Raw genomic sequence first — 21,629 nt, forward strand, 5'->3', positions numbered from 1 at the left:
CGCCCGACGCGGAGGAATCCGCGTCGGGCGCGCGCTGGGCCGAGGCCGGGCGCGGGGCGACGGCACTGACCTGGGTCGATGTCGCGGCGGTCGCCGACGACTCCCGCTCCGCGACGCTCGATGACCCGGTCACCTCGACGGACGGCGCCGGCCTCTTCACGGGTGCCCGGCTGCGCAGCGGGTTCGCCCGGCCGCAGACTCTGGTGCCGCTCGGCATCCTCGCGGGGCTCGTCGGTGCGTACGCGGGAACGACGCTGTTCTGGCCGCTGCACGCGATCGCGCCGACCGTACAGGCGGTCGAGTTCGAGGTGACGTCAGTGCCGGCCGCGACTTTCACCTGGCCCGTTCAGGGCAGCGCCGGAGTCGGCGTCGAAGGCGTCGGTGCGGTCTCGTCCAGCCTCGACGAGGCCGGTATCGCCAGTATCACGAAGGTCGTCAGCACGCTGATGGTGCTCGACGAGCTTCCCCTCGCCGTCGGCGAGCAGGGCCCGTCTTTCGATTTCACCCTCCAGGACAGCGAGGACTACTGGGAGTACCGGATCGGGGATCAGTCCGCCCTGGACGTTCCCGTCGACGGCAGCCTGACCGAGTTCCAGATGCTGCAGGGCATCCTGCTGGGTTCCGCCAACAACTACATCGACCGGCTGGCCGACGAGATCTGGGGCTCGGAGCGCGCCTTCGCCGATGCCGCCGCAGTGTGGTTGCGCGACCGCGGACTCGACGGCATCACCGTGGTCACCCCCTCGGGCTTCGATGAGGGGAACACCGCGACGCCGGAGGCGCTGATCGAACTCGCCCAGCGAGCCATGCAGAACCCGGTGTTCGCGAGCATCGTCGGAACCCAATCGGCGGACATCCCCGGCGTGGGCGTGGTGACCAACGGCAACGGGATGCTCGCCGATGCGGGTGTCGTCGGCATCAAGACGGGAACACTCGAGTATTACAACCTCCTCACCGCGAAGGACGTGCCGGTCGGCGACGTCACCGTGCGTCTCTACGCCGCTGTCCTCGGTCAGAACGGCAACGACGAGCGTCTGGCGGTCACCCGCACGCTCTTCGCAGAAGCTGAGGCCGCGCTGGTGGCGCAGGGCCCGACCGTGCCCGCCGGCACGGTCGTCGGCGAGGTGCAGACGGTGTGGGGCGAGACTGCCGAGATCGTGACGGACGCCGATGCCCAGGTCGTGCTCTGGAACGCCGCCGCCGCAACGGCGACGCCCGAGTTCGACCTTCGCGATACGCAGGTGGCCGGAGAAACGGTCGGCACCCTCACGACGGTGGGCCCCTTGAACACGGTGGAGACGAAGCTCACCCTCTCCGACGATGTGGCCGGACCGAGCCCGTGGTGGCGTCTGACGCACCCGCTCGAGCTGTTCGGGATCGCCGAGTCCACCCAGCGCTGATCCGCCCGCGCATCCGCCCGGCATGAGGTGGCGCCTCTGGTCGCCATCTCGTCCGCACAGCGACGACGGGTGCCACCCCAACCAGCCCCGCCGCCACCATGAGCATCCTCAAGTGGCACCTGTGGTCGCTATCCCACTCTGATACCGACAGCAGGTGCCACCCCAAACCAACCGCCACCGCGCTGAGCACGTCCAGGTGACACCTATGGTCGCTAACTCACCCCTATACCGACAGCAGGTGCCACCGGGACCCACCGCCGCCACCGCCATCGCGCCAGCATCCTCACGTGGCACCTGTGGTCGCTATCCCGCTGTGATACCGACAGCAGGTGCCACCCCAAGCAACCCCCATTGGGCACACACCCCCGGCGCCCCAACCAGGTGCAACGCAGACGCCCCATTCCGCGAAGCGAAATGGGGCGTCTGCGTGATGGTGGTCAGGCCTTGCGGTCCGGAGACTCGGGGCTTTCCAGAATCGCCTCTGCGGCAGCGATCTCGGCCGCCGGCAGCCCGGCACCGACGGAGGCGCCGACCCGCGCTGCTTCCGCCGCTTCCTCGGCTTCGCCGGTGACGACGACCGGAGTCGACCCGGTGAGGGCCTGCTCGGCGTCGACATCGGTCGCGGCCTGCTCGAACTGCGACTGGTACAGGCGCCAGTAGGCGCCCTGCGCTGCGATGAGCTCGTCGTGCGTGCCCTTCTCCACGATGTCGCCGTGCTCCATCACCAGGATGAGGTCGGCGTCGCGGATGGTCGACAGACGGTGCGCGATCACGAACGACGTGCGTCCCTGACGAAGCGCCGCCATCGCGTGCTGCAGGAGCAGCTCGGTGCGGGTGTCGACGGCCGACGTGGCCTCATCGAGGATGAGGATCGACGGCTGGGCGACGAACGCGCGGGCGATGGTGATGAGCTGACGCTCACCCGCCGAGACGTTCGACGCGTCCTCGTCGAGAACCGTGTCGTAGCCCTCCGGAAGCGCGTGCACGAAGCGGTCGACGTACGTCGCCTTCGCGGCTGCGAGCACTTCTTCGTCAGTGGCGGTGGAACGTCCGTAGCGGATGTTCTCGCGGATGCTCCCCGCGAACAGCCACGGGTCCTGCAGGACCATGCCGGTGCGCGAGCGCAGATCGTCGCGCGTGATCTCCGCGATATCCTGCCCGTCCAGCGTGATCCGGCCGCCACTGAGCTCGTAGAAGCGCATGATCAGGTTGACCAGCGTCGTCTTTCCGGCACCGGTCGGGCCGACGATCGCGACCGTCTGGCCCGGCTTCACCCGGAACGAGAGGTCCTTGATCAGCGGACGCTCCGGCGTGTACGAGAACTGGACGTTCTCGAACTCGATGACGCCCTTGCCCTCGACGAGCTCGGGTGCGTCAGCGGCATCCGGCTCCTGCTCGTCCGCATCGAGCAGGTCGAACACGCGCTCGGCCGACGCCGTGCCGGACTGCACGACCGCGGCCATGCCGCCCAGCTCGGCCAGCGGCTGCGAGAACTGCTGCGAATACTGGATGAACGCCTGCACGTCGCCCAGGCGGAGCTGGCCGCTGGCGACCATCAGACCGCCGAGCACGGCGATGCCGACGTAGCTGAGGCTGCCGACGAAGGTCATCGCCGGCATGATGATGCCGGAGAGGAACTGCGCCTTGAACGCGGCCTGGTACAGCTCTTCGTTCTCGACCTGGAACTTCTCCAGAGCATCCTTCTCGCGGCCGTACACCTTGACCAGCGCGTGACCCGAGAAGGCCTCCTCGACGCGTGCGTTCAGGCGGCCGACCTTGCGCCACTGGGTCCCGAATGCCTTCTGCGAACGCGGCCCGATCACGCCGAAGATCACGCCCATCAACGGGAGCGACACCAGCGCGACCAGCGCGAGCTGCCACGAGATGGAGAACATCATCACCAGCACGCCGATGACGGTGAGCACCGACGTGAGCGCGCCGGACAGCGACTGCTGCATCGTCTGCGTGATGTTGTCGATGTCGTTCGTGACGCGGGAGATCAGCTCGCCGCGCTGCACCTTGTCGAAGTACGACAGCGGCAGGCGGTTGATCTTCGCCTCGACCGACTCACGCAGGCGCCACATGGTGCGCACCATGATGACGTTGATCACGTAGCCCTGGATCCAGGTCAGCAGCGCGGCGACGACGTAGATCGCCAGCACGGCCGCGATGATCCAGCGCAGGCGCTCGAAGTCGATGCCGGCGCCGACCTCGAAGTTCTTCATCGCCGCGACCATGTTCGCGAAGTCGTTCTGATCCTGCGAACGCAGCATCTCGACGACCTGGTCCTGGCTGAGCTCCTTCGGCACGCCGTTGTCGGCGAGGATGTTCGAGATGAACCCCTCGTAGACGATGTTGGTGGCCTCGCCCAGCACCTTCGGCGCGGCCACGGTGAGCACGACGCCGATGGCTCCGAGGATCGACACGAACACGAACCAGACGGCGGACGGCTTCAGCAGCCCGACCATCCGGCCGAAGCTCTTGCCGAAGTTGTCGGCCTTTCCCGGCGCGACGCTGTCCCAGTCGCCCGAGTTCTGGCGCGCCTGCTCGGCGAGCTCGGCCTCATACTTCTCTTCGTCGGTGAGTTCCGGTTCGACGGTCGTGACGGCCCCGGCGGTCGCCGAGCGCTCGCGGCGGCTCTTCGGCTTCTGGGGCCCTGAGCCGGTCGAAGGATTCTGCTCGCTCATGCGTCCACCCCCAGCTGCGATTCGACGATCTCCCGGTAGGTCTTGCTGGTCTCGAGCAGCTCCTCGTGGGTGCCGACACCGACCATGGTTCCTCCTTCAAGGACGACGATGCGATCAGCATCCGTGATCGTCGACACGCGCTGCGCGACGACGATCTTCGTGACATGCGGCAGTTCTCGCCAGAGCGCCTGCCTCAGACGTGCATCCGTGGTGAGGTCGAGCGCCGAGAAGGAGTCGTCGAAGACGAGGATCTGCGGCTGGTGCACGATGGCCCGGGCGATGGCCAGACGCTGGCGCTGCCCTCCGGAGACGTTCGTACCGCCCTGGGCGATGCGCGACTCCAGGCCATCGGGCATCTCCTCGACGAAGTCGCGACCCTGCGCGATCTCGAGCGCGTGCCACAGATCTTCGTCGGTGGCCTCCTCACGTCCGTAACGGAGGTTGGACGCCACGGTGCCGGTGAACAGGAAGGGACGCTGCGGCACCAGGCCGATGCTCTTCCAGAGCGCCTCGACGTCGGCCTCGCGCACGTCGGTGCCGCCGACGAACGCGGCTCCGCCGGTCACATCGAACAGGCGCGGGATGAGCGAGATGAGCGTCGTCTTGCCCGCTCCGGTGGACCCTACGATGGCGACGGTCTCGCCCGGTTCGGCGGCGAAGCTGATGCCCTTGAGCACCGGCGACTCCGCACCGGGGTAGGTGAACTCGACGTCGTCGAAGGCGACCGAACCCGGGGTCGCGAAGTCGACGACGCCATTCTCGGGACGGCTCATGCCGGCCTCGGCATCGAGGACCTCTCCGACGCGCTCGGCGGACACAGCCGCGCGCGGGATCATCATCGCCATGAAGCTCGACATGATGACGCCCATCATGATCTGGCCGATGTACTGCATGAAGGCGAACAGGGTGCCGACCTCGACGTTGCCGGCGTTGACCTCGATGCCGCCGAACCAGATCACGGCGACGACGGTGACGTTGAGGATCAGCATGAACAGCGGGAAGAGCAGCACGAAGAGCGAGCCGATCTTGCGACCGACCACCATGATGTCGGTGTTCGCCCCGCGGAAGCGCTCTTCCTCGATGCCCTCGCGCACGAAGGCGCGGACCACGCGAACGCCGGTCAGCTGCTCGCGCATGATGCGGTTCACGGTGTCGATCTTCTTCTGCATGCTGCGGAACAGCGGCACCATCCGGCTGATGATGACCACGGCGACGATGAGCAGCACCGGAACCGAGACGGCGATCAGCCAGCTCAGTCCGACGTCCTGCTGGACGGCCATGATGATGCCGCCGATGGCGAGCAGCGGCGCGGTGACGAACATCGTCGCGCCCATCATCGCCAGCATCTGCACCTGCTGCACGTCGTTCGTGTTGCGGGTGATCAGGGAGCCGGCGCCGAACACCGAGACCTCGCGCTCGGAGAAGCCGCTGACGCGGGAGAAGACATCGGCGCGGATGTCACGGCCGGCGCCCATCGCCGCGCGTGCCGCGAAGTAGGTCGCGATGACCGAGGCGACGATCTGGCCGAACGACACGGCCAGCATGAACAGGCCGGTGCGCCAGATGTACCCGGTGTCGGCCTGCGCCACGCCCTTGTCGATGATGTCGGCATTCAGGCGCGGGAGGTACAGGGCTGCCAGGGCGCTGGCGAACTGGAACACCAGCACGCCGAGCAGCAGCCATCGATATCGAGAGAGATAGCGGACGAGGAGTTTTCCCAGCACAGGCGGACTTCCTTGAGGGGTTGAGAACGGCGGATTTCTCGGCAGGCGGATGCCGGCCGACAATCGGCCACAACAAAGAGTGCCACGAAGGCCCGACATTCGTATCCCCCTTAAGGGGGACCTTCGCTGACAGCGAACGAATCCCTGGCCCGTGCCGGTTTTCTGGATCCGGGCGAAGAAGCGGATGCCCCAGCATCCGCGACTGTTTCAGAACAGCGGCTGGGCCGGAACGTGCTCGCGGGCGCCGGCTCCGGCGTCGGTTTCGAGCTCCGCGATCGACGCGGGCTTCCAGTGCGGGGTGCGGTCCTTGTCGATCAGCTGTGCGCGGATGCCCTCGACGAGGTCGGGGTGGTGCTCGGCGAACCAGAGCACACGACGGTACTCGCCTTCCAAGGCCGCGCGGAGGCCCAGCAGCTCGCGCGCCTCCCGGACGGCCTCGAGCGTCACCGTGAGCGCGGTCGGCGAGAGATCCTCGAGAAGATCGGCGATGGCCGCGGCATCCGGTGTGCCCGGCGCGCGCAGCCGCTCGATGATGCCGGCCACCGTGGGTGCCGAGAACGCCTCGTCGATCCACTCCCGGTCGGCGGGGAGCGCCGAGGGTTCCGGCGTCTCGTCGAAGAGCAGCACGATCTCGCTCGGGCTGCTCGGATCCGCGCGGTACGCCAGCGCTTCACGGAGCGCCTCGAGGTTCGCCGACGGCACGAAGTGGTCGGCGAAGCCGAGGTACACGGCATCCGCTCCGTTCATGGCGCTGCCCGTGAGGCCGAAGTACTCGCCGAACCGCCCCGGTGCCCGGCCGAGCAGCCAGGTGCCGCCGACGTCCGGCGTGAAGCCGATTCGCGTCTCCGGCATCGCCAGCTTCGACCGCTCGGTGACGATGCGGATGGCGGCGTGACCGGCGAGGCCGATCCCTCCGCCCATCGTGATGCCGTCGGCGAGCGCGACCACGGGCTTCGGGTACTCCGCGATCATCGCATTGAGGGCGTACTCGGAGCGGAAGAACTCCGCGGTGCGTTCGGGGTGCCCCGCGACGATCTGCGCGTGCAGGGTTCGCACGTCGCCGCCGGCGCACATGCCGCGCTCGCCGGCGCCGTCGATGAGGACGATCTGCACGTCGGTGTCGTCGCACCAGGCGCTCAGGGCGTCGGTGAGCAGGTCGATCATGCCGAGGTCGAGGGCGTTGATCGCCTCCGGACGGTTCAGCGTGAGGTGTCCGAGCGCTCCTTCCGTGCGAGCGAGGACACGGGGAACGGCTGCGGGATCGGTCACGCGTGCCAGGCTACTCCGATCGCAGCACCCGCCGGTTCGCGCGCAAAATGCAGGATATGGCGGCATTCTCCGGCAGGATAGGGAGGAACTGCCACGCAAGGAGAGGTCGCGGATGCCCGAAGGACAGGTGCTCGAGTTCACGCGCGTGACGAAGCGCTTCAATGATGTGACGGCGGTCTCCGACTTCTCCGCCCGTGTCGAGCCCGGTGTCGTCACCGCCTTCCTCGGCCCGAACGGGGCCGGCAAGACGACCACGCTGCGGATCCTGCTCGGTCAGGTGCGCGCGACGTCGGGAACGGCGACGATCGGCGGGGTTCCCTACGCTGACCTCCGGCAACCGCTGCGCACGATCGGCGCGGTTCTGGAGGAGACTCCGTACCGGCCGCGTCGCACCGCGAACCGTCAGCTCACGATCGCCGCGAAGGCGAACGGCATCCCGCTGTCGCGGATCGACGAGGTGCTCACCATGGTCGGCCTGGCCGGCGAGGGCGAGACCCGTCTCGGCGGCTACTCGCTCGGCATGCGTCAGCGCCTCAACGTCGCGACCGCCCTTCTCGGCGATCCGGGCGCGCTCGTCTTCGACGAGCCGGCGAACGGACTCGACCCGGAGGGCATCCGCTGGATGCGCCTGCTGATGCGCCGCCTCGCGGACGAGGGCCGCACCGTCCTGGTCTCCTCGCATGTGCTCAGCGAGGTCGAGCAGGTCGCCGACAACGTGCTCGTGCTCTCGAAGGGCCAGCTCGTGCTGGCGAGCGGCATCGAGAAGCTCGCCGATCCGGCCGCCGGCTCTGTCGTCGTGGATGCCGATGACCGGGCGGCCCTGACCGCAGCCCTCTCGGCTGCAGGATTCGATGTCGAGGTGCTCCGTTCCGGCCTGACCGTGCGCGGTGGCGACTCCGCGACGGTCGGCGCGGTCGCGGCGGCGGCGGGCATCGCCCTGAGCGCTCTCGTGCAGCGCGGGCCGACCCTGGAGGACGTCTTCATCGATCTCGTCCGCGGCGGTACGCTCGAGCCCCGCGCCGAGGCCGTGGCCTCGCAGCTGGTCGATCACGAGCGCAACGGCATGCTCGCGTCGCCGCCGGTCGGCGAGGTCGCGGATCTGCCTGACGAGCTGGACGCGGATGACCGGGGGGCGGTTGCCGAAGAGCCCGAAGCCGGGTCCTCCCTGAATGCCGCATCCATGGCGGCACCGGTTGCGGCCGGAGTGGCCACCGCGGGCGCGGCCGGGCTGTTCGGAGCGGTCGTCGCGGATCGGGCGGATGACGAGAGCGCATCCTCGGACGAGGATGAAGCGGACGCCGAGGCTTCGAACGGCGTCGCAGGGTTGTTCGGCGACGCCGTTGACGACGCCGCCCCCGCGGATGCGGGTGCAGGAGCCGTTTCGGACGAAGCCGTCTCTGACGAGGTCAGTACGGACGACGTCACTGAGGACGACGTCGTTGTGGACGAGGGTGCGACAGAGGGCCTCGCGCCGACGGAGGCCGAGTCCGTCGATGTCGATGCAGCCGACGCCGAACCGGCATCGGAAGCCGAGGTCGCCGGAGACGCCGACGCCGACGCCGAAGCTCCCGCCGCGACTGGCATCGAATGGCACGCGGAATCGACGGACGAGACGGTCGCATCCGCCGACGGGGACTACGACGCCACGTCTGAGCCGGAAGCGACCGACGACGGTGCGTCCGCCGACGAGGCATCCGACGCTCCGAAGCCCTCTTTCGACGACATCCTGTTCGGCACGGCCGCCCCGGTGTCCGCGACGGCCGCGACGGCCGCCTTCTCCCCGGTCTTCGAGCCTGATGAGTCCGCTCACGAACCGGTGGATGCTGACGCGACGGGAGACGCCGAGCCCGGGGACGCCGAGCCCGCCCAGGGCGATGCCGGACGCGAGAGCGAAGGCATCGAGCAGGCGCCCTCGACGGGCGAAGACGCACCTGTCGAGGCGAACGACGAGAGCCTGACCGACGCCGACGATGTCGACGGCGACGAGGAGCACGAGGGCATCGAGATCTTCGCCGCTCTCGGCGGCGATGACTCGCAGGGCGACTCCGACGACCACGGCGACGACGACTCGCACCGCGACTCCGACGAGCACGACGAGGGCGGAGCATCCGACGATGCCGACCCGCGCTCCGCCGCGGTGTCCTCGATGCTCGCCGCAGCCGCACGCGCGTACTTCGAGGATGAGCCCAAGGATTACCCGCTGAGCCCGGCGCCGGCGGGCGCCGAGGGCGAGTCATCCACTGACGACCGCGCGCACTGGTCGGTCGCGACCACCGGCGTGATCGACACGGTTCCGCTCGCCGGCGCCGTCGTCGAGTCACCGGCCGCTGAGCCCGAGGCGTCAGGCGACGACAGCGCCGAGCCGCAGGGTGACGAGCGCCCTGGCGAGCAGGAGCACGACGACCAGAATCAGGACGACCACGGTCACGAAGACCACGGCGACGAGAACTACGGTCACGAGAATCACGGTCACGAGCACCACGATGAGCAGGGTCACGACCACCACGGCGACGAGCACCGTCACCACGACTGAGCGCCGCCCTCTCGCGTGACGAAGGCCCTCCGCACCCCGGGTGCCGGAGGGCCTTCTCGTGTGCCGGCGGCCGCGCTCAGGCGGGGCGCGGCCGGATGACCGGGCGGCGACGACCGGCGTTGACCGGCGTGGGCGATGTCAGCACGATCTCCTCGACGTCGGCGGGCTCCGACGAGACGTCCAGGCGCAGCGCCTGCGTCAGGGCGAGTCCGTGGCTCGTCGTGAGGATGAGCCGGCCGTACTGCTCATCACCCTCGAGATCGATCACGACGCTCGGGCGCCGACGGCGGATGAGCACGAATTCGACCGTGCCCGCGGACTTCCAGCTTCCGGCCGCGAGGATGCCGGGGATGTGAGTCCCCGGGTTGGGCACGCCGCGCAACCACGTCCAGGCGTCATCGGTGAGCTGCACCTTGGTGATGGTGTCTCGGGCGATGAGGAGACTCTTCTTGTGGAAGGTCGCGGCGCGCTCGATCGGGGAGAGCACAACTTCCAGTTGCGTCGAATCCAGCAGCAACGTCACCATGGGTCCAGTCTGCCAGCGCCTTCCCGCGAGTTGGCTGCAACTTGTTCACAGGAAGGCAACGATCCGGTTGTCGGATCCGTCCGAGCGCCGCGCCGGCATGCCCGTTCAGCGGGACGGATGAGCGGGATCGCCCTAGACGAAAGTCACCCTCATCATTGGCCGAACATCGCTCTTGCAGCTTGGTATACCAGTGCGTCAAAGTGGAGTCGCGTCCCCCCGGGCGCTATCCCCAAACGGGCTTCGGCCCACCAGAAGAAGGAATGAAAAATGGACGCTGTACTCGGCCTCATCACCTCTCTCCTCAACACTCTCCTCGCCCTTCTGGGCCTCGGCGGCTGACCCGCCGCTGCACATCGCACCCCTGCGGCATCGCCGCAGGGGTGTCGTCGTCTCAGCCGGCAGTGCTCAGGCGGATGCTGCCGCGGTGGCCGCGATCGGAAGCGCAGCCTCGATCCGCTGAAGCTCCTGCTCGCCGTGCGCAGCGGTGAGGAACCAGGCCTCGAAAACGCTCGGCGGCAGGGCGATCCCCTGCTCGCGCATCGCGTGGAAGAAGGGCGCGTAGCGGAAGGACTCCTGCGCCTGCGCCTCGGCGTAGTCGCGCGGGGCGGATGCGCGGAACGAGGCGTTGAACAGGCTCCCCGCCTTCGCGACCGAGTGGGTCACGCCGGCGTCGGCCAGCGCCGCGTCCAGCGCCGTGGCCACCCGATTCGCGGCGGCGTCGACCGTGGCGTAGACCTCCGGCGTCGCGAGCCGCAGCGTGGCCAGCCCTGCGGCGACCGACAGCGGGTTGCCCGACAGCGTGCCCGCCTGGTAGACCGGCCCGACGGGCGCGAGCAGGTCCATGATCTCCGCCCGGCCGCCGAGAGCAGCCAGCGGCATCCCTCCGCCCACGACCTTGCCGAAGGTGAAGATGTCGGGGACGAACTCCTCGCCGCCCTCGACCTGCAGGCCCCAGAACCCTGCCGGGTGCACCCGGAACCCGGTGAGCACTTCGTCGAAGATCATCAGCGCGCCGTACGCATGCGCGGTGTCGGCGATGAGCTGGTTGAACCCCGGGAGCGGGGCGACGACGCCCATGTTCGCCGCCGACGCCTCGACGATGACCGCCGCGATACGCGGACCGTGCTCGACGAAGACGGCCTCCAAGGCCGCCGGATCGTTGTACCCGATGACGAGCGTCTGTGCGGCGATCGCCGCGGGAACCCCCGCCGATCCGGGCAGCGCGAGCGTCGCGACGCCGGAACCCGCCTGGGCGAGCAGCCCGTCGGAGTGTCCGTGATAGTGACCGGCGAACTTCACCAGCAGGTCGCGACCGGTGGCGCCGCGCGCCAGACGGATCGCGGTCATCGTCGCCTCGGTGCCCGTCGACACCAGGCGCACGCGCTCGACGGGTCGGACCGAACCGACCCGGACACGGTCGGCGATGAGCTCCGCCAGCTCGACCTCGCCCTCGGTCGGCGCGCCGAAGGAGAGACCTCGGGTCGCGGCATCCTGCACCGCGGCGACGACCTCGGGGTGCGCATGACCGAGGAGCGCCGGGCCCCAGGACGCGACGAGATCGACGTACTCTTTGCCGGCGGCGTCCGTCACCGTCGCCCCACGCGCCGAGGCGAGGAACCGCGGCGTGCCGCCGACCGAGCCGTAGGCACGAACCGGCGAATTGACGCCGCCGGGGATCACCGCCCTGGCAGCGGAGAACAGGTCGTCATTGCGGTCGGTCATGGATGACTCCTCGAAAAAGCAGTGCTCAGCGACCGTCTTCGCGCAGCCAGCGCGCCGCTTCGGTCGCCCAGTAGGTCAGGACGGTGTCGGCTCCGGCGCGACGGATCGACAGCAGTGATTCGAGCACGGACGCGCGGCGATCGATCCAGCCGTTGGCGGCGGCGGCCTCGATCATCGCGTACTCGCCGGAGACCTGATACGCCCAGACGGGGATGCTCACGGTGTCGCGCACCTCGCGCAGCACGTCGAGGAACGCCATCGCCGGCTTGACCATGACGATGTCCGCACCCTCCGCCTCATCGACGACGGCCTCGTGCACGCCCTCTCTGCGGTTGCCCGGATCGAGCTGGTACGTGCGGCGATCACCCTTCAGCTGAGAGTCCACGGCCTCCCGGAACGGCCCGTAGAAGGCGCTGGCATACTTCGCGGCGTAAGCCAGGAGCAGCGTCTGGGTGAAACCCTCGGCATCCAATGCGGCGCGCACGACGGCGACCTGGCCGTCCATCATCCCGGACAGGCCCAGCAGGTGCGACCCCGCCCGGGCCTGGGCGATCGCCATCGCGACGTAACGCTCCAGCGTCGCGTCGTTGTCGACCGAACCGTCGGCGGCGAGCACGCCGCAGTGCCCGTGATCGGTGAACTCGTCGAGGCACAGGTCGGTCTGCACGACGAGCGCATCGCCGACCTCGGCGACGAGGGCTGCGGTGGCGACGTTCAGGATGCCGTCGGGGTCGTCCGCCCCCGAGCCGATCGCGTCGCGCACGGCCGGCACGCCGAAGAGCATCACCCCGCCGACGCCGGCTTCGGCCGCCTCGACCGCGGCGGCACGCAACGAGTCGAGGGAGTGCTGCAGGACACCGGGCATCGAGCCGATCGGCGACGACTCGCTGAGACCCTCGCGCACGAACATCGGAAGCACGAGATCTCCCGGAGCCAGCGATGTCTCGCGCACGAGCGCTCGAACCGCCGGCGACTGGCGCAGCCGCCTCAGGCGGACATCGGGGAAGCTCACGGCGCGAACTCGTCCGCCGCGTGCGGAAGTGTGAAATGCGAGACGGCGTCGATGAGGGCATCGACGGTCTGTCGATCCGCCACGACCGAGATCGGCAGTCCGGCCTTGCGGGCGTCGCTCGCGGTGCGGGGTCCGATGGCCGCGAGCAGCGTGTTGTCCGGGATGTCGGGGAACTGCTCGCGCACCTGCTCCGCGACGGAGCCGCTGGTGATGAGGATGGCGTTGATGCGCCCGTTCTCGACGTCGCGCTTGATGCGCTCCGTGACCGGAACGCCCACCGTCCGATAGGCGACGACGCTCTGCACGTCGTGACCGGCCTCGATGAGCGACCGGGTGAGCACCGGCTTCGCGATCTCGCTGCGCAGTGTCAGGATGCGGCGCGGCTCGGACTCGAGTGCGATGAGCTGCGCGGCCATACCCTCGGCGGAGTTGTCGTCCTCCGGCACCAGGTCGACCTCATAGCCGACCGCCTGGAGGGCTGCCGCCGTGGTCTCGCCGACTGCGGCGATGCGTGTCGAGCGGGGAACCACGGCCCGATGGGCGAAGAGCACATCGACCGTCGTCGCACTCGTGATCGTGAGCCAGTCGAACTCGCCGGCCGCCAATTGCTCCAGAGCGCGGTCGAGAGCCGCCTGGTCTGTGGTCGGTGCGAAGTTGATGAGCGGCGCGACGACGGGGACGGCGCCCTGGGTGCGCAGGCTGGCGGCGACGCCGTCGCCCCACGGCCCGCCACGGGGCACGAGTACGCGCCAGCCGTCGAGCGGTCGGTCTTGCTTGGAATCGGATGATGTCATGAGGAAAGCTCTCGGGAGACGAGTTCAGCCGCCCCTTGTTCGAGCAGCCGACGGGCAACAGTCAACCCGAGCAGGCGTGCCGCGTGCATCGGGTCTGCACCATCGGCAGCATCCGCTCCATTGCCACTGCCGTTCCGACGAATATACTCCCCGTTCAGGGTCTCCGTGACGTCGAGTCCGATCCGGCGGCCGTCATCCGGCGAGTAGACGACCGTCCGGACACGCACGGACGCCCCGGTGACGACGGCGTGAGCGGCCATCGGCGCCTGGCACCCGGCGTCGAGACCCTCGAGGATCGCGCGTTCCACGGTGACGGCAAGGCGGGTCGGCTCGTCATCCAGCGCGGCGAGCGCGGCGAGCAGTTCGGCCGGAGCACCGGTCGTCGTCTCGACGGCCAGCGACCCCTGCCCCGGAGCCGTCGGCCATTCGGCCAGCCCGAGCTCCTCGCGCTTCAGTTCGGTGTCGGAATTCAGGCGCGACAGGCCGGCGGCCGCGAGGATCACGGCATCCAGTTCGCCCGAGAGCACGCGGGCCAGGCGCGAATCGACGTTGCCGCGGATGTCGACGACGGCGGCGTGCGGAGCCCTGCGGTGCACCTGCGCGATGCGCCGCGGAGAACCGGTGCCGATGGTGCTGCCTGCGCGCAGCTCGTGCAGCGGAGAGCCGTCGCGGGTGAGAACGACATCACGGGCGTCTTCACGGCTCGGCGTCGCCGCGATCACCAGGCCGTCCGGGATCGCGGTCGGCAGGTCCTTCAGCGAGTGCACGAGGATGTCGCACTCACCGGCGAGCAACGCCTCGCGCAACCGCGTCGCGAAGATGCCCTGGCCGCCGATCTCCGACAGCGAGGCGCGGTTTGTGTCGCCTTCGGAGACGATGGGAACGAGCTCGACCGCGCGGCCGGAGAGCTTCTCGATGGCGGTGGCGACATGGCCGGACTGCGCCAGCGCCAGTGCGCTGCGGCGGGTGCCCAGGCGGATCGGGGTGTTCATCGCCACTACTGGAGCACGTCGGCGATCTCGTCGAACCGGAGTCGGCGCCCCGTGTAGAAAGGCACCTCCTCCTTCACGTAGCGGCGCGCATCGGTGTAGCGGAGGTCGCGCATCAGGTCGACGAGCTCGGTCACGTCGTCGGCCTCGAGGGGAAGCAGCCACTCGTAGTCGCCGAGCGCGAAAGCCGCGACCGTGTTCGCGATGACGCCCGTGAACGCGGCGCCCTTGCGTCCGTGATCGGCGAGCATCTTGCGGCGGTCCTCTTCGGGCGCGAGGTACCACTCGGGCGTGCGCACGAACGGGTACAGGCACAGCCACTGCTTCGGTTCGACGCCGCGCAGGAAGCCGGGCACGTGCTGACGGTTGAACTCCGCGTCGCGGTGCACGCCCATGACGTTCCACACCGGCAGCAGCGTGCGCAGCAGCTCGGTGCGACGCAGGCGGCGCAGCGCCCGCTGCAGTTCTTCGGCCGTTTCACCGTGCAGCCAGACCATCAGGTCGGCATCGGCCTTGAGGCCGGAGACGTCATAGAAACCGCGAACCCTGACCCCGGAGTCCTCGATGTACCCGACGATCGTCTCGAGTTCGGTCGCATCGGTCTCGGTGACCGGCATCTCGGGGTGGCGTCGCCACACGGCCCAGAGTGTGAAGCCGGACGGGTTCTCTTCGAGCTCTTCGGACATGCTTCCAGTCTGCCTTCTTTACGAGAGGGCGGCGACCGGATGACCCTCCGTCAGCGCGAGAGCGCCCTGGCGATCACCCAGACCGCACCGCCGACGATCGCCGCGACTCCGACCGCCGCGGCGACGGCGCCGATCGGGTTGCGATCGGCGAACGTGCGTGCCTTCGCCGCAGCGCGCTGCGAAGCCTTCTCGATCCGGCGCGGGAAGTTGCCCTTCACCTCGATCGCCGCGAGGGCGGCCTTCAACTCGGCACGAGCCGAGGCGACAGGATCGATGATTCCGGCGGGCACGACGGTGCGGGGCGTGTTCTCAGATACGGTCATCGCCGGCGTCCTTCACGAGTCGGATGTCTTCAGCCACGGCCTGCGCGGGATTCTGCCGCGCGAGGACCTTGCGGAACTTCAGGATGCCCAGCAGCGCGAAGAACAGCACGGCGAGCAGGAGGATGCCGAACACCGCCAGCGCCGAGAGCCACACCGGCCACCATGACGACAGCCCGGCGATCGCGAAGACGAGGATCACCGGCACAGCCCAGAACAGGAAGAAGAGCGCGACGAGGAACCAGACCGACCCGATCCCGGCATCCTTCGCGGTGCGCGAGATCCAGCTCTTCGCCGCGTCGACCTCGGCCTTGATCAGGTTGGTGACGAGCTCGGGCAGGTCGCCGAGCAGGGTCAGCAGGCTGTCGTCGGCGCGGTCGCGTTTCCCGCGGAGCATCAGCTGCCGCTCTTCGCGGATCCTGAACCTGTCGTCGAGTTCTTCGCAGCCGGCTTGCCCGCCGACGGCTTCTTCGCTTCGGTCGCAGTGTCGTCCGCAGCCCGAGCGACGTCTTCGACGGCATCCTTGCCCGTCGCGATGACGGAGTCGAGCTTATGACCGGGCGTGCCGGACCCGCTCACCGACTGGACGACCTTCACGGCGCCGTTCCAGACCGCGCCGGGAACGGCGGCGGCCTGCGACCTCGCGAAGGTCTTGACCTTGTCGACCTGGTCCTGCACAGGGTCGAGGTTCCACACCTTCAGCCACTGCTTCTTGATCTGTTCATAGCGCTCGCGTCCGGCGCGCGTCCCGAGGACGTATCCGGCGCCGAGCCCGACGACGAGTCCGATCTTCCCCTTCATAGGGTGCTCCTCACGTTGTTCCGGTCGAGCCGCAGGCTTCGATCCCCGTCGGCCAGGTACCCAGCGTAACGCTGTATGCCGATTTCGGCATCAATTCGTGAAAGGGGTTGACACACGCCGCCGTTCAGTCCCAGATCAGGGCGCGACGGAGGCGGTCGGCCTCGTCCTTCGCATCCGGGACGACCTGGGCGAGTCCGGTCCCGGCGAGCCAGGCCCCGACGACGGCGAGACCGGGGACGGCACGCACGGCATCACGCGCGGCGGCACGTCGCTCGCCGGCCCCGATGATCGATGCGGGCTGCGACTGCACGAAGCGGGAACGGTGCGCCGCGACGAGCGCGGTCCGCGGAAGGGGCACGCCCAGCAGCGCGGATGCTTCGCTCAGCGCGAGCGCCGCGGCAGCGTCGTCGTCCAGGTCCGCGGTCGCCGGCGGCTCGCCCTGGGCGCCGAAAGACACCCGCACGAGGTGGCGCGTGCCGGCGGCCTCGCGCAGCCAGCCCCACTTCGCCGTGGAGTGGGTCAGCGCCTTCGCGGTGTGACTGCCGGGCACGGTGAGCACGCCGGTGCCGCGCGGTGCGGCGTCGAGCGCGGACGCTTCGAGCAGCAGGGAGACGATCTCGATCTCCGGGGCCGCCGATCCGGATGCCGAGGCGGAGAGTCCTGGCACGAGCGGGTCGAGCAGCATGCGGGCGGCGTTCTCGTCGGTGGCGACGATGACCGCGTCGGCTTCGAACTCCTCGACGGGATCGACGTCTTCGAGGGCATCGACCTCGAGGTCGGCGTCCGCCTGAGCATCCGGTTCGACCTCCGCCGTGACCAGCCACGACTCCCCCGTCCGGGAGAGCGACCGCACCTGCGCCTGCGTGCGCACGGTCGCACCGAGGCGTGTGAGCTCGGCTTCGAGTGCATCCACGAGCACGTGCATCCCGCCGTCGAGGCCCTCCACCGCCGAGCCCGGAGCCTTCGCGGCGCGAGCCGCGCCCTCATCGCGCACCGCCTGCACGGCGCCCGAGAGCGAGCCGGTGCGGGTGAGCGCGGCGTTGAGGCCGGGCGCCGCGACATCGACATCCACGTCCTCCGGCGACGCGGAGTACACCCCGGTCGTCACCGGCGCGACCAGGCGATCGCGCACCTTGGAGCCCATCCGCGAGGAGACGAGCCTGCCGAGGCTGTGCTGATGGCCGATCGTGAGCGGCGGGCGGACGCGGTCGAGGTAGGCGCGCCAGGCGCCCGACCAGCCGATGATGCGGCGCACGTCGTCCTGGAACGGATTCGCCGGGATGCCGAGGATGCCGCCGACGGGCAGGGGCGCCGCCCCGGTTCCCGGGATGCCGGCCAGCCAGGCGCCTCCGGCGGCAGGGGTCACGATCCGATCCGCGAGGCCGAGTTCTTCCAGCAGGGCGCGGACATGGCCCCCGCGGGTGGCGAAGCTCTCGGCTCCGGAGTCGACGCGCACGCCGTCGAGGTCCGCCCGGCGGATTGCTCCGCCCAGAGCATCCGAGGCCTCGAGCACGGTGACACGCATGCCGACCTTCACGCACTCGCGCGCTGCGATCAGCCCGCCGATCCCCCCGCCGATGACGACGACGTGGGTCGCGGCTGCGCGGGCGGCGAGCGCCTCGGGACCGGCCGGCTCCTTCACACCGCTGCTCCGCGTTCAGCCTGCGCGTGCACCAGCTCCACGATGCGCGTGAGCTGGTCGGGGTCGGTCTCCGGCGGCACGCCGTGACCGAGGTTGAGGATGTGCCCGCGCGCGGCGCGGCCTCGTTCGAGGACGTCGAGCACGTGCGCCTCCAGCACCGGCCACGGTGCGGAGAGGAGAGCCGGGTCGATGTTGCCCTGCACGGTGACGTCAGGTCCGAGGATGGCGGCCGCCTCGTCGAGCGGCTGACGCCAGTCGACTCCGACGCCGTCGGCGATGCCCCCGAGGCGCATGTCGGCGAGGAACGGCCCGGTGCCGACGCCGAAGTGGATCGTTGGGATGCCGATTCCGTCGAGTGCGGCGCGGGAGTGCGGCGCGACGAAGGCACGGTAGTCGGCCGGGCTGAGGGAGCCCGCCCATGAGTCGAAGAGCTGCACGACGGATGCTCCGGCGTCGCGCTGCGCCTCGAGGAACGTGCGCGAGATCTGCGCCAACCAACCGGCCAGCTTGTTCCAGGAGGCCGGATCCGCATGCATCATCGCCCGCGCGCGGAGGTGCTCCTTCGACGGCCCGCCCTCCACGAGGTACGCCGCGAGGGTGAACGGGGCGCCGGCGAAACCGATCAGCGGGGTGTCGCCGAGCTCGGCCACCACCAGGCGGACGGCCTCGGCGATCGCGGTGGCGTCCAGCGACGCCGGGTCGATCGCGGTGATCCGGTCGACGTCGGCCGCGGTGCGCACGGGATTCGCGAATACGGGCCCGCGGCCCGGTTCGATGATGACGTCGACACCGGCGAGACGCAGGGGGATGACGATGTCGCTGAAGAACACGGCCGCATCCACACCGTGCCGGCGCACCGGCTGCAGCGTGATCTCGGCCGCGAGATCCGGTGTGAGGCAGGCGTCCAGCATCCGTGTTCCGACTCGCAGCTCCCGGTACTCGGGCAGCGAACGACCGGCCTGACGCATGAACCAGACCGGAGTCTGATCGGGGCGGTCACCGGCGAGTGCGCGCAGCAGCGGGGCATCGGAGAGGGGCATGGCACCATCCTTCCATCGACTCCCTATGAGTCGCTGTGGAGCCCGGCCGTCGCCAAGCCCCGCGAAACCTCTTGGTAATCAAGCTCCGGTACAATCGATGTGTGCTGCTCTGCGTCTCGGCGAGTCACAAGACCGCCTCCTTCGATCTGCTCGAACGTCTGAGCCGCACCCCCGATGACGTCGCTCCGACCCTGGTGAGCATGGCGCCGGTCGTGCAGGGTGCGGTCGTCCTGGCGACCTGCAATCGCTTCGAGGCGTACATCGAGATCGACGAGCCGGTCACCGCGGCCGGCGCCATCGGCGTCGAGGCCGTGCTCGAGGCGGTCGAGACGGCCACCGGAGTTCCGGCCGCAGATCTCGACGGCGCCTACTCCGTCCATTCCGGCCGGCACGTCGCGGAGCACCTCTTCTCCGTCGCGGCCGGCCTCGAATCCGTGGTCTCCGGCGAGGGCGAGATCGCCGGTCAGGTGCGGCGCGCCCTGAAGACCGCCCGCACGGACGGCACCACCTCCCCCGAGCTCGAACGTCTCTTCCAGCGCGCGAGCCAGGCACAGCGCAAGGTCAAGAACGTCACCGCCCTCGGCCGCGCCGGCCGATCGCTCGTGCGCCTCGCGCTGGAGCTCGCCGACAGCCGCATCGCGGACTGGTCCGCCGAGCGCGTGCTGCTCGTCGGCACCGGCGCCTACGCGGCCGTCACGCTTGCCACACTCCGCGAGCGCGGCGCCGTGAACATCTCGGTGTTCTCGCCGTCCGGCAGGGCCGAGGCGTTCGCCGCGAAGCACGGCATCCGTCCTGTCGCCGCCGACGAGTACGCGTACACCGCGTCGCGCTCGAGCCTGCTGATCACGTGCACCACCGCGACCGAGCCCGTCCTCGGACCCGAGCACCTGAGCGCCCCCACCGGAATCGCCCCCGCCGGGTGCCCGGTCGGCACCCGCAACCGGCTCGTCGTCGACCTCGGCATGCCGCGCAACGTCGACCCCGCCGTCGCTCAGGTCGAGGGAACCGCGCTGCTCGACCTCGAGACGATCCGGCGGCATGCCCCGCTGGAAGAACTGCAGGCGACGGATGCCGCGCGCAGCGTCGTCCGCGACGCCGCCGACACCTTCCATGTCGTGGGCGCGCGTCAGAGCGTGACCCCGTCGATCGTCGCGCTGCGCACGCACATCTTCGATCTGCTCGAGTCCGAGGTCGGTCGCGCCCGTGCGCGGGGCGACGAGGACGGCCGTATCGAGCAGGCCCTGCGTCACCTGGCCGGCGTCCTCCTGCACACGCCGACGACGCGTGCGCATGAACTCGCCGCCACCGGCCGCGCCGACGACTTCGCAGCCGCCCTCGAGACGCTGTACGGTGTCGCTCCCGCAGCGGACGACGCGGAGAGCGCCGCCACCGCCTGACACGGCATCCCGCGGCGGGGCTCCCGGTGCGAGACTGGTCGCATGGCCCTTCACATCACCGGAGACACCGCCGCCGACGCACTCCTCACCGACAACCCGCTCGCGCTCCTGGTCGGGATGCTCCTCGACCAGCAGGTCCCGATGGAGACCGCCTTCGCCGGACCGCTCAAGATCGAGCAGCGCACCGGGGCCGCGGACGCCGCCGCGATCGCCCGGATGGACCCCGACGAGTTCCTCGAGGCGTTCAGACAGACCCCGGCCGTGCACCGTTTCCCCGGTTCCATGGCCGCCCGGGTGCAGACGCTCTGCCAGGAGCTCGTCGATCAGTGGGGCGGTGATGCCGCCGCACTGTGGACCGAGGGCGACCCGAGCGGTGCCGAGGTGCTGAAGCGGCTGAAGTCCCTTCCCGGCTTCGGCGAGCAGAAGGCGAAGATCTTCCTCGCACTCCTCGGCAAGCAGTACGGCTTCACCGGCGAGGGGTGGCGGGAGGCCGCCGGGCCCTATGGCGAGGAGGGCGCGTTCCGCAGCGTGGCCGACATCGTCTCGCCCGAATCGCTGACGAAGGTCCGCGAGCACAAGAAGGCGATGAAGGCCGCGGCGAAGGCCGGCTCATGAAGCCCACCGGCGACGACGTCGCAGGCCTGATCGCTCGGGCGACGCCGGAGAAGCGACGGCGGGATGCCGAGACGCTGACGGCGCTGATGCAGGAGATCTCCGGGCGCGATCCGATGACGTGGGGCACGATCATCGGCTTCGGATCCTGTCACTACCGATACCCCACCGGAACCGAGGGCGATTCCGGGCTGATCGGCTTCGCCCCGCGGAAGGCCGCGACCACGATCTATCTCTTCGACGGCGTCGCTGCTCACGCAGAGGCACTGGCAGACCTGGGTCCGCACACCACGGGCGCAGGATGCCTCTACATCAAGGACCTCGAGCAGGTCGACCTCGACGTGCTCCGCGGCATCCTCGAACGCTCCCTGGCCTGGGTCGAGGCGGGCGGAACCGATCAGGTGCAGCTCACGGTCACCGGCTGACCCGAGACCCCCTGCTGTCGCCGAGACCCCCTCCTGCCGACGTCGGCAGG

The 21,629-nt window shown here is 69.6% G+C and carries 19 protein-coding genes; 5 read left to right on the forward strand and 14 right to left on the reverse strand.

The annotated features are described in order from the left end of the window. On the forward strand, positions 1 to 1,400 hold a 1,400-nt coding region (locus CUR96_RS10715), incomplete at its 5' end, for a D-alanyl-D-alanine carboxypeptidase family protein (protein ID WP_102193309.1). 437 nt (positions 1,401 to 1,837) lie between these two features. On the opposite strand, the gene CUR96_RS10720 is transcribed toward CUR96_RS10715, so the two are convergent. The 3 genes from CUR96_RS10720 to CUR96_RS10730 form a co-directional block, all read right to left on the reverse strand. Further along, positions 1,838 to 4,087, reverse strand: a complete 2,250-nt coding sequence (locus CUR96_RS10720) for an ABC transporter ATP-binding protein (protein WP_102193310.1) — start codon at positions 4,085 to 4,087, stop codon at positions 1,838 to 1,840. Continuing rightward, complete coding sequence (locus tag CUR96_RS10725) at positions 4,084 to 5,811, reverse strand: ABC transporter ATP-binding protein (protein WP_102193311.1); 1,728 nt, start codon at positions 5,809 to 5,811, stop codon at positions 4,084 to 4,086. The genes CUR96_RS10720 and CUR96_RS10725 overlap by 4 nt, the downstream gene beginning before the upstream one ends. Before the next feature lie 207 nt (positions 5,812 to 6,018). Further along, positions 6,019 to 7,080, reverse strand: coding sequence for an enoyl-CoA hydratase/isomerase family protein (locus tag CUR96_RS10730; RefSeq protein ID WP_102193312.1), 1,062 nt, complete (start codon positions 7,078 to 7,080; stop codon positions 6,019 to 6,021). Between the two features lie 112 nt (positions 7,081 to 7,192). On the opposite strand from CUR96_RS10730, the gene CUR96_RS18795 reads away from it, so the two are divergent. Further along, the gene (locus CUR96_RS18795; RefSeq protein WP_245861203.1) at positions 7,193 to 9,613 is read left to right on the forward strand and encodes an ATP-binding cassette domain-containing protein; all 2,421 of its coding nucleotides are present in this window, start codon (positions 7,193 to 7,195) and stop codon (positions 9,611 to 9,613) included. Positions 9,614 to 9,689: 76 nt separating this feature from the next. Here CUR96_RS18795 and CUR96_RS10740 read toward each other — a convergent pair whose 3' ends face one another. From CUR96_RS10740 to hemE, 11 genes are all read right to left on the reverse strand, one after another. After that, positions 9,690 to 10,139, reverse strand: coding sequence for a hypothetical protein (locus CUR96_RS10740; protein ID WP_102193313.1), 450 nt, complete (start codon positions 10,137 to 10,139; stop codon positions 9,690 to 9,692). A gap of 405 nt (positions 10,140 to 10,544) precedes the next feature. Continuing rightward, positions 10,545 to 11,861, reverse strand: a complete 1,317-nt coding sequence (gene hemL / locus CUR96_RS10745; protein WP_102193314.1) for a glutamate-1-semialdehyde 2,1-aminomutase — start codon at positions 11,859 to 11,861, stop codon at positions 10,545 to 10,547. Positions 11,862 to 11,886: 25 nt separating this feature from the next. Beyond that, positions 11,887 to 12,873, reverse strand: a complete 987-nt coding sequence (hemB, locus tag CUR96_RS10750) for a porphobilinogen synthase (RefSeq protein WP_102193315.1) — start codon at positions 12,871 to 12,873, stop codon at positions 11,887 to 11,889. Beyond that, the gene (locus CUR96_RS10755) at positions 12,870 to 13,667 is read right to left on the reverse strand and encodes a uroporphyrinogen-III synthase (protein ID WP_102193316.1); all 798 of its coding nucleotides are present in this window, start codon (positions 13,665 to 13,667) and stop codon (positions 12,870 to 12,872) included. The genes hemB and CUR96_RS10755 overlap by 4 nt, the downstream gene beginning before the upstream one ends. Further along, positions 13,664 to 14,659, reverse strand: coding sequence for a hydroxymethylbilane synthase (hemC, locus tag CUR96_RS10760; RefSeq protein ID WP_102193964.1), 996 nt, complete (start codon positions 14,657 to 14,659; stop codon positions 13,664 to 13,666). The genes CUR96_RS10755 and hemC overlap by 4 nt, the downstream gene beginning before the upstream one ends. Positions 14,660 to 14,664: 5 nt before the next feature. After that, on the reverse strand, positions 14,665 to 15,342 hold the full coding sequence (gene hemQ / locus CUR96_RS10765; protein WP_102193317.1) for a hydrogen peroxide-dependent heme synthase: 678 nt from the start codon (positions 15,340 to 15,342) through the stop codon (positions 14,665 to 14,667). Between the two features lie 50 nt (positions 15,343 to 15,392). Beyond that, complete coding sequence (locus CUR96_RS10770; protein ID WP_102193318.1) at positions 15,393 to 15,665, reverse strand: hypothetical protein; 273 nt, start codon at positions 15,663 to 15,665, stop codon at positions 15,393 to 15,395. After that, on the reverse strand, positions 15,652 to 16,059 hold the full coding sequence (locus CUR96_RS10775; RefSeq protein ID WP_102193319.1) for a phage holin family protein: 408 nt from the start codon (positions 16,057 to 16,059) through the stop codon (positions 15,652 to 15,654). Before CUR96_RS10775 ends, CUR96_RS10770 begins: the two co-directional genes overlap by 14 nt. Continuing rightward, on the reverse strand, positions 16,059 to 16,463 hold the full coding sequence (locus tag CUR96_RS10780) for a hypothetical protein (protein ID WP_102193320.1): 405 nt from the start codon (positions 16,461 to 16,463) through the stop codon (positions 16,059 to 16,061). The genes CUR96_RS10775 and CUR96_RS10780 overlap by 1 nt, the downstream gene beginning before the upstream one ends. A gap of 124 nt (positions 16,464 to 16,587) precedes the next feature. Further along, entirely contained in the window at positions 16,588 to 18,105 is a 1,518-nt protein-coding gene (locus CUR96_RS10785; protein ID WP_102193321.1) for a protoporphyrinogen/coproporphyrinogen oxidase, read from the reverse strand. Next, positions 18,102 to 19,145, reverse strand: a complete 1,044-nt coding sequence (gene hemE / locus CUR96_RS10790) for a uroporphyrinogen decarboxylase (protein WP_102193322.1) — start codon at positions 19,143 to 19,145, stop codon at positions 18,102 to 18,104. Before hemE ends, CUR96_RS10785 begins: the two co-directional genes overlap by 4 nt. A gap of 101 nt (positions 19,146 to 19,246) precedes the next feature. On the opposite strand from hemE, the gene CUR96_RS10795 reads away from it, so the two are divergent. The 3 genes from CUR96_RS10795 to CUR96_RS10805 are packed head-to-tail and all read left to right on the forward strand — an operon-like array spanning position 19,247 to position 21,579. After that, positions 19,247 to 20,542: a glutamyl-tRNA reductase gene (locus tag CUR96_RS10795; RefSeq protein ID WP_102193323.1), complete on the forward strand. Its 1,296-nt coding sequence runs from the start codon at positions 19,247 to 19,249 to the stop codon at positions 20,540 to 20,542. A gap of 42 nt (positions 20,543 to 20,584) precedes the next feature. Further along, complete coding sequence (locus tag CUR96_RS10800; protein WP_102193324.1) at positions 20,585 to 21,157, forward strand: HhH-GPD-type base excision DNA repair protein; 573 nt, start codon at positions 20,585 to 20,587, stop codon at positions 21,155 to 21,157. After that, positions 21,154 to 21,579 carry a DUF1801 domain-containing protein gene (locus tag CUR96_RS10805; RefSeq protein ID WP_102193325.1) on the forward strand — a complete coding sequence of 142 codons (426 nt, stop codon included), beginning with the start codon at positions 21,154 to 21,156 and terminating at the stop codon, positions 21,577 to 21,579. The genes CUR96_RS10800 and CUR96_RS10805 overlap by 4 nt, the downstream gene beginning before the upstream one ends. Positions 21,580 to 21,629: the final 50 nt, after the last annotated feature.

The sequence above is a fragment of the Microbacterium aurantiacum genome, from assembly GCF_002872075.1.
GTDB lineage: Bacteria > Actinomycetota > Actinomycetes > Actinomycetales > Microbacteriaceae > Microbacterium > Microbacterium aurantiacum_A.

Coding starts and splice junctions, on each gene's coding strand:
- CUR96_RS10720 (WP_102193310.1), bottom strand. CDS start 4,087: ATGAGCGAGCAGAATCCTTCGACCGGCTCAGGGCCCCAGAAGCCGAAG.
- CUR96_RS18795 (WP_245861203.1), top strand. CDS start 7,193: ATGCCCGAAGGACAGGTGCTCGAGTTCACGCGCGTGACGAAGCGCTTC.
- CUR96_RS10740 (WP_102193313.1), bottom strand. CDS start 10,139: ATGGTGACGTTGCTGCTGGATTCGACGCAACTGGAAGTTGTGCTCTCC.
- hemL (WP_102193314.1), bottom strand. CDS start 11,861: ATGACCGACCGCAATGACGACCTGTTCTCCGCTGCCAGGGCGGTGATC.
- CUR96_RS10755 (WP_102193316.1), bottom strand. CDS start 13,667: ATGACATCATCCGATTCCAAGCAAGACCGACCGCTCGACGGCTGGCGC.
- hemC (WP_102193964.1), bottom strand. CDS start 14,659: ATGAACACCCCGATCCGCCTGGGCACCCGCCGCAGCGCACTGGCGCTG.
- hemQ (WP_102193317.1), bottom strand. CDS start 15,342: ATGTCCGAAGAGCTCGAAGAGAACCCGTCCGGCTTCACACTCTGGGCC.
- CUR96_RS10770 (WP_102193318.1), bottom strand. CDS start 15,665: ATGACCGTATCTGAGAACACGCCCCGCACCGTCGTGCCCGCCGGAATC.
- CUR96_RS10775 (WP_102193319.1), bottom strand. CDS start 16,059: ATGCTCCGCGGGAAACGCGACCGCGCCGACGACAGCCTGCTGACCCTG.
- CUR96_RS10780 (WP_102193320.1), bottom strand. CDS start 16,463: ATGAAGGGGAAGATCGGACTCGTCGTCGGGCTCGGCGCCGGATACGTC.
- hemE (WP_102193322.1), bottom strand. CDS start 19,145: ATGCCCCTCTCCGATGCCCCGCTGCTGCGCGCACTCGCCGGTGACCGC.
- CUR96_RS10800 (WP_102193324.1), top strand. CDS start 20,585: ATGGCCCTTCACATCACCGGAGACACCGCCGCCGACGCACTCCTCACC.
- CUR96_RS10805 (WP_102193325.1), top strand. CDS start 21,154: ATGAAGCCCACCGGCGACGACGTCGCAGGCCTGATCGCTCGGGCGACG.